This window comes from Streptomyces genisteinicus, from assembly GCF_014489615.1.
Taxonomy (GTDB): Bacteria; Actinomycetota; Actinomycetes; order Streptomycetales; family Streptomycetaceae; genus Streptomyces; species Streptomyces genisteinicus.
Genome location: NZ_CP060826.1, coordinates 284560 through 298162 on the forward strand (window position 1 = coordinate 284560; position 13603 = coordinate 298162).

Annotated in this window: 6 protein-coding genes and 1 pseudogene (1 of these 7 cut by a window edge); 1 reads left to right on the plus strand and 6 read right to left on the minus strand. The window is 71.9% G+C overall.

Translation table 11 applies throughout. The features are described from left to right. Together IAG43_RS33410 and IAG43_RS33415 are read right to left on the minus strand one after the other, a co-directional pair. Positions 1 to 5294, minus strand: the 5' portion of a protein-coding gene (locus tag IAG43_RS33410) for a type I polyketide synthase (RefSeq protein WP_187744889.1). 11053 nt of this gene lie to the left of the window's left edge; only the first 5294 of its 16347 coding nucleotides appear in the window; it begins with the start codon at positions 5292 to 5294; the stop codon falls past the left edge of the window. Between the two features lie 182 nt (positions 5295 to 5476). Further along, the gene (locus IAG43_RS33415) at positions 5477 to 6721 is read right to left on the minus strand and encodes a cytochrome P450 (RefSeq protein WP_187744890.1); all 1245 of its coding nucleotides are present in this window, start codon (positions 6719 to 6721) and stop codon (positions 5477 to 5479) included. Positions 6722 to 7118: 397 nt separating this feature from the next. On the opposite strand from IAG43_RS33415, the gene IAG43_RS33420 reads away from it, so the two are divergent. Then, positions 7119 to 7772, plus strand: coding sequence for a hypothetical protein (locus tag IAG43_RS33420; protein WP_187744891.1), 654 nt, complete (start codon positions 7119 to 7121; stop codon positions 7770 to 7772). Positions 7773 to 7868: 96 nt separating this feature from the next. Here the strand turns inward: IAG43_RS33420 and IAG43_RS33425 are convergent, their stop codons facing one another. The 4 genes and pseudogenes from IAG43_RS33425 to IAG43_RS33440 all read right to left on the minus strand — a co-directional run bounded on the left by IAG43_RS33425 (position 7869) and on the right by IAG43_RS33440 (position 13027). Then, positions 7869 to 9077, minus strand: coding sequence for a ParB/RepB/Spo0J family partition protein (locus tag IAG43_RS33425; protein ID WP_187744892.1), 1209 nt, complete (start codon positions 9075 to 9077; stop codon positions 7869 to 7871). After that, positions 9074 to 10318 (minus strand): ParA family protein, encoded by a 1245-nt coding sequence (locus tag IAG43_RS33430; RefSeq protein ID WP_187744893.1) that lies wholly within the window; start codon positions 10316 to 10318, stop codon positions 9074 to 9076. The genes IAG43_RS33425 and IAG43_RS33430 overlap by 4 nt, the downstream gene beginning before the upstream one ends. Positions 10319 to 11188: 870 nt before the next feature. Then, a pseudogene (locus IAG43_RS33435) lies at positions 11189 to 12176 on the minus strand (methyltransferase). A gap of 122 nt (positions 12177 to 12298) precedes the next feature. After that, on the minus strand, positions 12299 to 13027 hold the full coding sequence (locus tag IAG43_RS33440) for a helix-turn-helix domain-containing protein (RefSeq protein WP_343075708.1): 729 nt from the start codon (positions 13025 to 13027) through the stop codon (positions 12299 to 12301). Between the last annotated feature and the right edge of the window lie 576 nt (positions 13028 to 13603).

Consider the following 13603-nt stretch of genomic DNA (forward strand, 5'->3'; position numbering starts at 1 on the left):
TCGCAGGCCGCGACGGTGACGTCGGCGCCCAGCTCCCGCAGTTCGGCGGTCAGCTCCGCCGCACCCGGCGCCCCGGCGCCGCGGCGGCCGGTCAGCAGCAGTCGGCGCACGCCGTGCTCGCGCACGAGGTGGCGGGCGGTGAGGGCGCCCAGCGCCCCCGTCCCACCCGTGACCAGCACCGTCCCCGACCCGTCCCACACCCGCGGCAACGACAGCACCACCTTGCCCACATGCCGCGCCGCACTCACGAACCGGAACGCATCCGCAGCCCGCCGCACATCGAACACCCGCACCGGCGGCAACACGAACACACCCTCACCGAACAACCTCAGAACCTCACGCAGAATCTCCCCGATCCGCTCCGGCCCCGCCTCACCCAGATCGAACGCCCGGTACACACACCCCGGCAACGACCCCGCATCCCGCACATCCGCCTTCCCCATCTCCACGAACCGCCCACCCGGCACCAGCAACCGAGCCGACGCATCCACGAACTCACCCGCAAGCGCGTTCAACACCACATCCACACCACGCCCACCGGTCCGCTCCCGGAACACCCCCTCGAACAACACATCACGCGACGACGCCAACCGATCCGCACCCAACCCCGTCACCCCCCACTTACCGGGCGACGCCGTACCGAACACCTCCGCCCCCAGATGACGCGCCACCTGCACCGCAGCCATCCCCACACCACCGGCAACCGCATGCACCAGCACACGCTCACCCGCACCCAACCCCGCCAGATCCACCAACGCGTAATACGCCGTCGCAAAAGCGATCGGCACCGACGCCGCCTCCACGAACGACCAACCCGACGGCACCACCGCCACCAGACGCTCATCCGTCACCGCCAACGGACCCATCGCCCCACCGAAGAACCCCAACACCCGGTCCCCCACCACACACCCGGAAACCCCCGGCCCCACCTCCACCACCACACCAGCGGCCTCACCACCCACCGCCACCTCACCCGGATACATCCCCAGCACATTCAGCACGTCACGGAAGTTCACCCCCGCCGCACGCACCTCCACCCGCACCTCACCACGACCCAACGGCGCCACCGCATCAGGCGCCGCCACCAGACCCACGTTCTCCACCGCACCCCGCACCGACACCCCCACCCGCCACGCCCCCTCGGCGGGCGGAACGAGGCCGGGACGCGCCTTCGCCAGACGCGCGGCGAGCACGGTCCTGCCGCGTACGGCGGTCTGCGGGTCGCCGGAGGCGACGGCACGGGCGACGGCCCGCTCGTCGTCGCGGTCCGCGCCGGACGTGTCCGACGGGTCGAGGTCGACCAGGACGATCCGGTCGGGGTGCTCGGACTGCGCCGAGCGCACGAGGCCCCACACGGCGGCGCCCGCGACGTCGGGCAGGTCGTCGCCCGGCTCGGCCTGCACGGCACCGCGGGTGGCGACGACCAGCGTGGTCCGGGCGAACCGCTCGTCGGCGAGCCAGGACGTCAGCCGGCCGAGGACCTCACCGGTGCGGGCCAGGGCGGCCTCGGCGCCGGTGCCGTCGTCGGACGGGTCAGGGCAGGCGGACAGCACCAGATGGGTGGGCATCGGGCCGCTGTCCGCGAGTTCGTCGAGCGTGCCCGTCCGGCCGACGAGCGGGTCCCGGCCGGTGAGCTGGGCGAGTTCACCGGGCTCGGGACCGGCCGCGGGAACCGGCGTCCAGTCGAGCTGGTAGAGGTCGTCGGCACCGGCCGCGTCGTCGCCGGCGGCGGGCGCGGGCCGGGTGACGACGCGTTCGACGGTGACGACCGGACTGCCGGCCGGGTCGACCGCGCGGAGGGTGATGCCGTCCCCGCCGCCGGCGGGCGAGACCCGGGTGCGCAGGTGGGTCGCCCCGGACGCCCAGAGGGTCACGCCGGTCCAGGAGAAGGGCAGGCCGGCCTCGCCGTCCCCGCCGTGCGCGGCGGCCGACTGGAGCGCGGCGTCGAGCAGGGCGGGGTGCAGCCCGAAGCCGGTGGCGGCGCTCTCGGGCACGGCGAGTTCGGCGAAGACGTCGTCGCCACGCGTCCACACGGCGGTGACGCCGCGGAACAGCTCCCCGTACTCGAGTCCGGCCGCCGCGAGCCGTCCGTAGAGCGCGGCGGGGTCGGCCGGAGCGGCGTCCTCGGGCGGCCACACGCCGACGAGTTCGGCGTCCTCGGCGACGACCCGGGGGCGGGGCGCGAGGACGCCGACGGCATGCCGCGTCCAGGGGCGGTCGGGCCAGCCGTCGCCGGCGGCGCCGTCCTCGCGGCGCGAGTGCACGGTGAGGCTCCGTCTGCCCTCGTCGTCGGCCGCGCCCACGGCCAGCTGCACCTGCACGGCGCCGTCCTCGGGCACCGTCAGCGGCGCCTCCAGGACGAGCTCGTCCAGCTGCTCGGTGCCGGCCTGCTCACCGGCGCGCACCGCCAGGTCCACGAACGCCGTGCCGGGCAGCACGATCCGGCCGTGCACCCGGTGCTCCGCGAGCCAGGGCTGGGTGACCGGGGAGAGCCGCGCGGTGAAGAGGTACCCGTCGTCCTCGGCGAGCGCGATGCCCGCGCCCAGCAGCGGGTGCCGGGTGACGCCGAGACCGGCGGAGGTCACGTCGCCCGCCCAGGAGACGCCGGAGGGCCAGTAGCGGTCGGTGGCGAAGGCGTAGGTGGGCAGCGCGACCCGCCGGCCGCGGCCCCGTGCGAACACGGCGCTCCGGTCGAGGTCCGCACCGCGGGCGTGGACGCCCGCGAGGGCGTGCAGCAGGGCCGTGCCCTCGTCGTGGCCGGCGCGCAGGGCGGGGACGGCGGTGGCGTCGGCGCTGATGTGCGGGACGAGGGCGGACAGGGTGCCGTCGGGGCCGAGTTCGAGGAAGGTCCGCACCCCGGTGAGCGAGGCGATCGCGTCGGCGAAGCGGACGGGTTCGCGGATCTGGGACACCCAGTAGTCGGGGGTGGCCATGTCGCCGGGCGCGGTGGCGACCAGCGGGATCGACGGGGCCTGGTAGGTCAGGGACTTCGCCACGGCCGCGAAGTCCGCGAGCATGGGCTCCATCAGGTGCGAGTGGAACGCGTGCGACACCGTCAGCCGCTTCACGCGGACACCGTCGGCCCGCAGCCGCTCCTCCAGCCCGTCGACCGCGGCCGCGTCACCGGACACCGTCACCGACGTCGGCCCGTTCACCGCCGCCAGGTCCACACCCTCCGGCAGCTCCAAGCCCTCCTCGGCCAGCTCGACCGCCAGCATCGCGCCGCCCTCCGGCAGCGCCTCCATCAACCGGCCCCGCGCCGACACGAGTGCACACGCGTCGTCCAGCGACAGCACACCCGCCACATGCGCGGCGGCCAGCTCACCGATCGAATGACCGACCAGCACGTCCGGGGTCACACCCCACGACTCCACCAGCCGGAACAGCGCCACCTCGACCGCGAAGATCGCAGGCTGGGCGTAGACGGTCCGCGCCAGCAGCTCCGCGTCCTCGCCGAACACCACCTCACGCAACGGCCGTTCGACATCCACCCGCGCGCACACGGCGTCGAACGCCTCCGCGAACACCGGGAACGCCTCGTACAACTCACGGCCCATCCCGGCGCGCTGCGCACCCTGCCCCGAGAACAGGAACGCCGAGTCCCCGCCACGCACCGCACCCGAGACGACCTGCGCCGCCCCCTCCCCCGCGGCCAGCGCACGCAGCCCGGCCACCAGCTCCTCACGGTCACCACCCACCACGACCGCCCGGTGCTCCAACGCCGCACGGCCCGTCGCCAGCGAGAACGCCACATCCACCGGATCAGCCCCGGCAACCACCGGCAGCAAACGCTCCGCCTGCCGCCGCAACGCATCCGCCGAACGGCCCGACAGGGCCCAGGCCACGGGGGCCGTCACCGGCCCGGGGGCGGCGCCGGTTCCGGTCGCCTCCCGGTCGTCGGCAGCGGGTGCCGGGGGCGCTTCCTCGATGATGGTGTGGACGTTGGTGCCGCTCACGCCGAACGAGGAGACGCCGGCCCGGCGCGGCCGCTCACCGCGGGGCCAGGCCCGCGCCTCGGTGAGCAGTTCCACCGCGCCCGCCGACCAGTCCACCTGGGAGGACGGCTCGTCCACGTGCAGGGTGCGGGGCAGCCGTTCGTGGCGGAGGGCCTGGACCATCTTGATGACGCCCGCGACACCTGCCGCGGCCTGTGCGTGTCCGATGTTGGACTTGACCGAACCGAGCAGCATCGGACGGCCTTCGGGCCGGTCCTGGCCGTAGGCGGCGAGCAGCGCCTGAGCCTCGATCGGGTCACCGAGCCGGGTGCCGGTGCCGTGCGCCTCGACCACGTCCACGTCGGACGGGGAGAGACGGGCGCCGATGAGTGCCTGGAGGATGACGCGCTGCTGGGAGGGGCCGTTGGGCGCGGTGAGGCCGTTGGAGGCGCCGTCCTGGTTGACGGCGGAGCCGCGGACCACGGCGAGGACCTCGTGGCCGTTGCGCTCGGCGTCGGAGAGCCGTTCGAGCAGCAGGACGCCGACGCCCTCGGACCATCCGGTGCCGTCGGCGGCGGACGCGAAGGACTTGCAGCGGCCGTCGGCGGCGAGTCCGCGCTGCCGGCTGAACTCGGTGAAGACACCGGGTGTGGCCATGACGGTGACACCGCCGGCGAGGGCAAGGGTGCTCTCCTGGCTGCGCAGCGACTGGCAGGCCAGGTGCAGGGCGACCAGCGACGACGAGCACGCGGTGTCCACGGTCACCGCGGGGCCCTCCAGGCCCATGGTGTAGGCGACCCGCCCGGAGATGACGGCGGTCGCGCCACCGGTCAACTGGTGGCCCGCGGTGCCCGGTTCGCCGGCGAGGAGGCGCAGATAGCTCTGGTCGTTGCTGCCGGCGAAGACTCCGGCGCGGGTGCCGCGGACCGACTGGGGGTCGATGCCGGCGTCCTCGAACGCCTCCCAGGCCGCACGCAGCAGAAGACGCTGCTGCGGGTCCATGGCCAGGGCCTCGCGAGGGGAGACTCCGAAGAAGTCGGCGTCGAACTCGGTCGCGTCGTGGACGAATCCGCCTTCACGCGCGTAGCTGTGGCCCTCGCCGTCGGGATCGCCGTCGAAGAGCCGGGTGAGGTCCCATCCGCGGTCCGTCGGGAAGCCGGAGATCGCGTCCCGTCCCTCCGACACCAGCTGCCACAGGTCGTCGGGGGTCCGGATGTCGCCCGGGTACCGGCAGCTCATGCCGATGATGGCGATCGGCTCGTGGTCGGCGGCCTCCCGGTCGCGCAACTTCTCCTTGGTCCGGCGCAGGTCGAGCGTGACCAGCTTGAGATAGTCCCGGAGCGTCTTTTCTTCTGCCATGTTCCCGGTACCTTCCAGGCTGCCGCTCGGCCACGGTCCACCCGGGGCCGTCATGCTGCGGGACGCCGCGTTGGGGGCGCCCGCGTCCGCGACGCTATGGAGGGCGTGTGAAGGCGGGCAACCCCTAGCAGGTGGGACCGCGCCCCTGTTCTCGCCTCATCTCGCCTGCGGAGGTGCGGTGTTCAGCGCAGCGCGACGGGAAACTGGAGCATCCCGCGGATGATGAACGAGCCGCGTCTGCGCACCGGGCCGTCCTGCCGAATCCCCGGTACCCGCTCGGCGAGGGCGGCCAGCGCGGTCTCCGCCTCCATCCGGGCCAGCGCGGCGCCGAGACAGAAGTGGATGCCCGAGGAGAAGGCCAGGTTCTCCGGTCCGGGGTCCCTGGTGATGTCGAACCGCTCGGGGTCGGGATAGGCCTCGGGGTCCCTGTTGGTGCCGCCCGCGCAGATCGTGACCTCGTCACCGGTGGCGATCAGCTCGCCTTCCAGTTCGACGTCGGTGTGCGCGATCCGGCGGTACTGCTGCACGGGTGCGTCGTACCGCAGCGTCTCCCGTACGACCGCGGGCGCGAGCGAGGGATCGGCGACCAGCATCTTCCACTGCTCGGGGTGTTCGAGCAGGGCCAGCAGGCCGTTGCCGATGAGGTTGACGGTGGTCTCGGTACCGGCGAGTGGCAGGAACATGCACATCGGAACCATCTCGTCCATGCTCAGCCGGCCGTCCTCGACGGCCGGCAGCAGGTCGCTGATCAGGTCCTCGCGCGGGTCGGCCTTCCGCTCGGCGATGATGTCGTGGAACATCGCCGTCATCTCCTCGATGGCGGCGGCCGCGCCCCGCGCGGCCTGGACGGTGGCCACACCGTCGAGCAGATAGGCCATGCGGCGGCTCAGCCGGAAGAACAGCGGACGGTGCCGGGGCGGAATGCCGACCAGGTCGCCGATCACCCGCAGCGGCAGCTGCTGGGCGAAGGCCCTCATGAAGTTGACCTGGTCGCGGCCGGCCAGCATCTCGTCGACCAGTTCGCCGGTGAACCGCTCGACGTGCGGCTGCCAGTGGGCGAGCCGGCGCGGGTTGAGCGAGGGCGTGGCGAGCCGGCGGAGCCGGGTGTGGTCGGGCGGGTCGAGCCCGAGCATGGAGTTGTCGAACGGCATGAACTCGGGGGGCTTGGCCCCCTCCGCCGTACGGACGCCGAACCGCCGGTCGCGCAGGATCTGGTTGGCGACCCGGTGGCTGGCCGTCGTCCAGGCGCCCACCGCGCTGCGGTGCAGCGTCCCGCGCGCCCGGATCTGCTCGTAGAGCGGATAGGGACTGTCGGGCACCAGCAGGATGGCGGCGTACGGGTCGCCCTCCTCGGCCGTCTTGCGCAGGAACTCCTGCACCACGGTCGCCTGGTATCGAGCTCTGCGCTCCGCCTCGAGTTCCGACATCCGTCACCCCACCGCGCGTGGGGCAGCCCGTCCGCCCCGGCCTTCACGCTACGGCGAGACGCACCCCTAGCCTCAACCCCTACGTCCACGGGATGCGCCGCCGACGGGCCGTGGGCGCGGGCCGGAGGGGCCGGGATAGGGGCTCGTGCCGGTGTGGCCGGCCCGGCCGGCCGGGCCGGCCACACCGCCCTCCCCTCCCCCGCCCTCCCCTCCCCCGGCGTCGCCGGACCGCCCGAACGGCCGTCGTCGCATCGTGCCGTCGGTGGGGTGCTCTGCTCGCGAACCGCTCTGCCGGAGAACGGCTGTGCCGGTGAACGGCTCCGATCGTCCTGCGCCGTCGCTAGGATGACGTCACGTCAAAAACAGGTTTGTACTCGTCCTATGTAACGGGGGCGTCTTGCGCATCACCATCACCATCGACCAACCCGAACCAGAGTTCCAGGAGAAGCTCCTCGCGCTCCTTGCCGAGCACGCCGCCCATGTCGAGATGGACGGCACGTGGACCCGGGAGCGGGCGGAGGCGTACTACCGCTCGCTGCCGAGCCGGGCGCGGCGCATCGTCGCGCTCGCCATCGCCGGTGACGGGTACGTCGCCGCCGGAGATCTTCGCGACGAGGAGACCACCAGTCTCCGCGGGCACTCCGCCGCACTGAAGCGCCTTCTCCAGCGGGGCGCGCTCCAGGGGCTCTGGCCCGAGAGCATCCAGCCGCCCATCACTCCGCAGGGGCCCGGCTTCGGCAAGGTCGCCGGGTACGCGATGGACGAGGATCTCGTGCCCGTCTTCTTCGACGCTCTCGCGAGTGTCGAGACCGAACACGAGGAGTGGGCGCGGCAGCGCATGACGCAGAGGGCAACTCTGGAGGACGCTGTCCGCGGAAGCGGCGACGGCACCTGGGACACCGGCCGTGCGGTGACGACCCTCACGGAGGCCGGACACCAGGTGACCGACAAGCGGGCGCGGCAGATCCTGCGTGCTCTGGCGGCAGCGGGTCTGCTGCTCAGGACGGACGCGCCGGGCGGCCGCGCCGTCTACCGGCGGTCCGCCGAGTGACCGTACGCCTGCCGGGCGGGCCGGTGGAACGACGTGGTGCCCGGCCCTCGAAGAGGCCCGGGCACCACGTCGTTCACGGATCTGCGCGAGGGTCGGCTACTCCCCCAGCAGTTCGACCAATCGCCGGCGGAATTCCAGGCTGGTCCCTGCGGCCAGGTCCTCGGCGAATGCCTCGGCGCCGCCCACGAGTTCGACGTACCGCGCCAGGGCGGCCTGCCGCTGGCCGCTGCTCGTCAGCTTGTCGAAGGCGATCTCCATCGCCGCTCCCCCGTCGGCCCAGGGCATCTTGATCTGGCGCCTGGCCGACAGCTCGGGCCGGGGGTCGGGGACGTGTACCGCCTCGGGCTCCTTGACGGCGACCGGTGCGGGCGCATCGCTCTTCCCTGTCGCGGGTTCCGTCATTACGCCGTAATGAACGTCGTCGGTTGCGGCGGGTGCGGCGGCCTCACTGGCCGTCCCCTCCCCCGCGGTCGGTTCCGTCATTACGCCGTAATGAACATCCGCTTCGGCCACCGGCTCGGCCTCACTGGCCGTCCCCTCCCCCACCGCAGCCGGAGCCGGGGCCGGCGGAGCAGCGGGCGCCGGTACCGCGGTCCTGCGCTGCTTCTCACTCTTCAGGCGCTCGAGGTGCGCCGCCTGCTCCTCCGGCTTCTTGTTGCCGACCCGGCGCAGGAGCTCGGCGGGCTCCTCTCCGGACACCAGCTTCTCCTGGAGCTCCGGCGTCAGACCGAGAAGGGCGAGCCGCTGCGAGACCCATCCCTGCGAACGGTGCAGTCGGGCGGCCAGCGCCTCCTGAGTACCGTGCACGGACAGAAGTTGCTGGAGGGCCCGTGCCTCGTCGAGCGGATCGAGGTCCCGCCGGTGGATGTTGGCGACGAGCGCCGACTCCAGGACCTCGTCGGCGTTGCTGCCGAGGTCCTCGTTGAGGGTGACCTTGATCTCGGCGAGTCCGGCCTCGCGGGCGGCCGCCAGGCGCGAGTTGCCGTCGATGGCGACGTACTTGGTACCGGGCTCGAGCTGGCTCTCCCGCTCCGGGTTGGCCTCCAGATAGGAGAAGCGGGACATGATGCTGATGGCCTGCTTCTGCCCGTGGTCGCGCAGACTGCCCGCCAGCTGCGACAGATCACCCAGCTCGGAACGCGGATTGCCGGGGTTCAGGCTGATGAGGGTCACCGGCAGGGTGACCGGCGGCGGGGCGCCCTCGGTGGGGGCGTTGGTCGCGGCGTTGATGGCCTGACGCCGGGCGCTGACGGACTGGGTGTGGGCGAAGGAAGCGCCCATCCCCAGCTTGGATGCCTTGCTCATACGATCTCCCGTGCCAGCGCGCGCAGAGCCACCGCCTGGGTGCAGCGCGGCGCGTAGGCGAGCAGCGGCTGCTTCATCCGGACGGCTTCCTTCTGCTCCTTCAGGTCTCCGATCAGGCCCACGACGCGCGGATCCCTTATGGCCATCCAGCTCTCCAGCGAGGAGGTGGCGATGAAACCGCGGCGGGCGTCGTAGTGGTTGACGACGATGCCGAGGTAGTCCAGCTCCAGGTGCATGTCCGCACGGAGGTCGCTGATCTGCGCGGTGAGAAGTCCGTACGCGTCGGCCGAGCTGTCCTCGGCCTGCACCACGACCAGGACACCCGAGTTCCCCGGAGCTTCGCCGTCGCGGCGCCGTCCGTAGTACACGGCGGCGTCCATGCTCAGGCCGAGGCTCGGCGGGCAGTCGATGAGGATGACGTCGTAATTCTCCTCAAGCGGCATCAGCGCCCGCTCCAGGGCGGCCTCGCGGGCACGGACCCCGGACAGCTTGACGTCCAGGAGGAACGCGTCGGTGCAGGACGGCAGGAGGTGCAGACGGTCGCCGAAGCGCTCGTCGTCCACGGAGACGACCAGGTCCTTCAGCTTGCCCTTCGAGTCCCCCGCCATGTGCTTGGTGAGGCTATCGCCGTCCAGCGGGAGGAGTTCATGACCGAGCTGCTTGGTGAGGTGCCCCTGCGGGTCGAAGTCGACGAGCAGCACCCGCAGTCCGAGACCGGGCAGTTGCTCGTGTGCGCTCTCCTCCGCCGCCGTCTCGTCGGCGCCGGCCCGCGCATGGGCGAAGTGCTTGGACACCCCGACGGCGTGCAGCCGGTCCGGGTCCTCGGCGAGAGCCTGGCCCGCGCCCGCGGTGACGGCGGTCTTGCCGACGCCGCCCTTCTGGTTGCAGACGATCATCCGCTTCACCACTACCGGCCGCTGCACCCCGGGGGCCGGGTGCGTCTCCAGCCACAGGGAGACGGACTGTGCGAGTCCCTGCACGAGGGACACCCCGCGGGCGGCACAGTCGCTCCGGAAGCCGTCCCACTGCCCGGGAGGCAGCCAGGTCGAGAAGGACTTGGCGCCCGTGGTGTCGATGGCGGCAAGGTTGGATCCCAGTCCGCGCCAGGCACTGATGCCCTCATCGACGGCGTGCTGGATGTCGATGCCCCGCTGCGCGGTGCGGATCTTCAATTCTTGCTGAAGCGGGCCGGGCAGCTTGGAAACTACCTTCTCCCGGTCCCCGGATGATGGCGACGTCATGGTGACACCTTACTAACTTCTAAGATCAACAGCTGCATCGACGCGTTACCACGTTGCTTCATGATGCTGATTCAGCTGCTGACCCGTTTCTCATGACGCCGTCCTGACGGATGGACCGCCCGGTGTCGGCTCACGGAGCTGCGTCCAGCACCCGGCCCGGCGGGCGGGGGACGCAGCGGGCGGGGTGGGTCTTCATTACGGCGTAATGAAGACCCACCCCGCCCGCTGCCGAAAACCGTTCCGTGCCGGCCTACGGCTGTCGTCGGCATCCGCATCCCCGGCGGACGGACCCGCACTCCTCGGCGTTCCGTCCCGGCGCGGGCATCCAGTCGGTGCCCCGGCGGTACGGCCGCGTACGGAAGACCCGCCGGGGAGACAGCCGTGCCGGTTCGCCGTCCGGCAGCCCGTGGACAGACGGGAGCCTCCGCCCACGGGGCCGCACTCTGTGCGTGCTCCTCCGTCACACCCCGCCGGGAGACGCCGTCCTCCGGGAGGGGCCGGATTCTCATTACGCCGTAATGGAGCGAGGGGACGATCCGGCCTGGCTCGCCCGCTGCCAGCACCGGGCCGCCGGATGCGGCGGCACCTGGGGAGCGTGTTCTCCGACCCGGAGGAGGACACGGCTAGAGGCAGGAAGCCGTCACCGCGTCAGCGAACCGGGGCGGTCCGATCGCCCTTGCCATGGCTCACATCGGGCCGGTCTTCATTACGGCGTAATGAAGACCGGGGGAGAGGCAGCCACTCCGTCTCAGGGAGCGGCCGATGAACGGCCTTCTCCGGACCACCGGTGAACGCAGCGGGCCACCCGGGAAGATGCCTCCTCGCGAAGGCACCCTGGCCCGCATCGGCACGTGCGGGTGGACCTGCCCGTCAGCCGGCCACTGCCTCAATCAACGCGTACGGGGCGGCCCCCATGAGCGGGGTGACCGACGTGACGCGCAGAGCCGCCTCGAGGCACAGCGCCTCGAAGTCCGCACGGGTGCGTTCCCTGCCGCCCACGTTCACCATCATGTTGAGGTCACTCAGGTAGGTGCCCTCGTCGTCGGCCCCGACGACGTCCGGGAGCACGGGCTCCACGATCAGCACGACGCCCCCCCGGCGGCAGGGCTTCCCGGCAGTGGCGGAGGATCGTGACCGCCTGGGCATCCGTCCAGTCGTGCAGGACGCTCTTCACCAGACAGGCGTCCGCGCCCTGCGGCACCGAGCGGAAGAAGTCTCCTGCGACCAGGGAGCAGCGCTCCTCCAGTCCGTGCCGTGCCAGGGTCGTCGGGGCGTCGGCCAGTCCTTCGGCGGTGTCGAAGACGATGCCGCTGAGGTCCGGGTGGGCTTGAAGGACGGCGGCCAGGAGGGTCCCGTTGCCTCCACCCACGTCCACGACCGTGGCGAACCGTCCGAAGTCGACGGCACCCGGCAGCACGGAAGCGGTTTCGGAGACCACCTGGCCCATCGCCGCGTTGAAGTCGGCGGAGAGTTCCGGGTTGCGCGCGAGATGGGTGAAGAAGTCCGTGCCGAAGACGGAGTCGAACGCGATCTCGCCGGTACGGACGCTTCTCTCGAGGTGCTCCCAGGCCCGCACGATCGCCGGATCCGTGAACATACGCACGAACGACGTGAGGGAGGCGGGGTGGTCCGGGCGGAGGAGCGCGCCCGACTCCGTCACGGAGAACGTGCCGGGGGAGTCCTCCGCAAGCAGGCCGAGCACGGCCAGGGCACGCAGCAGGCGGGTGGTCGGCTGCGGTGCCGTCTCTGCGTCTGCGGCCACCTCCGCGGCCGTGCGCTGCCCGTCCCCGATCCGTTCCACGACTCCCAGCCGGACGGCCGCGCGCAGGGTGTGGGCGGCCATGCTCCCGAAGGCCATCCGTACGACGAGTTCCCGGCCCGCTGCCGTCCGCGCCGTCTGTATCTCGGTGGTGCTCACAGAGAGGGGTTCCTTTCACCTCGGCCGACCGCGACCGGTCGGCCGGACAGGGACAAGGGCCGTCAGGGCCCTGTGGACACGTCCAGCCCGGCCAGCGCACCGGGGGTGCAGCCGGCGAGGGCCTGGACGTCGCGGTGGAGATGAGGCTGATCGGTGTATCCGCAGGCCGCGGCGACGTCTCCGGCCCGCTCTCCGGCGAGGAGGGCCTTCGCGGCATGGTCGAAGCGGACGAGCATGGCGGCCCGTTTGGGTGTCAGACCGACCTGGGCGCTGAAGCGGGCCCAGAGCCGCTTGCGGCTCCAGCCGCAGGACTCGGCAAGGGCTCCGACCCTCACCCGCCCCCGGCCGGCCACGATGGCGTCCCAGGCCGCCGCGACCTCCGCCGTCATGGGCGGGGCTCCCTGAGCTCTCCGTCTGAGGAAGTCATCGGTGAGCGCCAGGCGTTGCTGCCAGGAACCGGTCTCGGCCAGCTGCTCTCGCAGCAGTCGTGCGCGTCGCCCCCACAGGTCGTCGAGTCCCGTGACGGACCCGTCCAGTTCCAGCGGGGGGACACCCAGCACCGCGTAGGCGGCCCGGGGGGACAACGCCACCTCGACGCATTCGACGCCCTGCCCCCGGACCCGGGCAGGGCCCGGGGTGAGGGAGGCGACGAGGCCGTCCAACGGCCGGGGACCGGACCCTTCGTCCACCGTGATCGGGCCGGATCCCAGCCCGATCACGACGATGACGGCGGGCTGCGGCAGCACCCGCATGTCGAGCCGGCCGGACAGACGGTCCCGGAACCCGGCCATCCGCACTCCAGGACGAGAGGCACCCCATCGAGGCCGGCTGACTTCCCAGCGTTCGGCGATGGCGCACTCCTGGGGGGCAGCCCCCGCTTCGACTCTCGGCATGCCTCAAGGCTGGCCGATGCCACCGGCCTTGTCTTGGACGAAAGTTCCCCGCCCTCGGAGGCAACAGGGCCCGGTCCCTCCGGCGGAGGGAGCGCCGTCGGGGACCGGGGAGGAAAAGAAGCCTGCAGGGGCGGGGGAGCAGGTGTTCGTCTGTCGTCCGCGGGCTCGACTTTCCTGCCCTGGAGGGGGATGCCGACCGCCGCGGGGCAGGGGCACCGAAGGCGAGGGTCTGAACTGCTTCGGTCCCTCCCTCGTTCAGTCCCTCCGCAAAGCCGCAGGTCACAGCGATCTGCCAGGGACCGGAGGGACTGAAGGGACTCAAAGTGCCAGTATCCAGCTGCGTGCGGGCGCGCGTATGCACGCGTACGTAAGAGTACGTAGGTCTCTACGCATAACAAGGTAAGGGCTTAAATAGTATTAATCCCAGTGCGCTGATAACTAGGGAAATGAGTCCCTTCAGTCCCTCGCCGATCG

Coding starts and splice junctions, on each gene's coding strand:
- IAG43_RS33440 (WP_343075708.1), bottom strand. CDS start 13,027: ATGGCCGGGTTCCGGGACCGTCTGTCCGGCCGGCTCGACATGCGGGTG.
- IAG43_RS33425 (WP_187744892.1), bottom strand. CDS start 9,077: ATGAGCAAGGCATCCAAGCTGGGGATGGGCGCTTCCTTCGCCCACACC.
- IAG43_RS33415 (WP_187744890.1), bottom strand. CDS start 6,721: ATGTCGGAACTCGAGGCGGAGCGCAGAGCTCGATACCAGGCGACCGTG.
- IAG43_RS33430 (WP_187744893.1), bottom strand. CDS start 10,318: ATGACGTCGCCATCATCCGGGGACCGGGAGAAGGTAGTTTCCAAGCTG.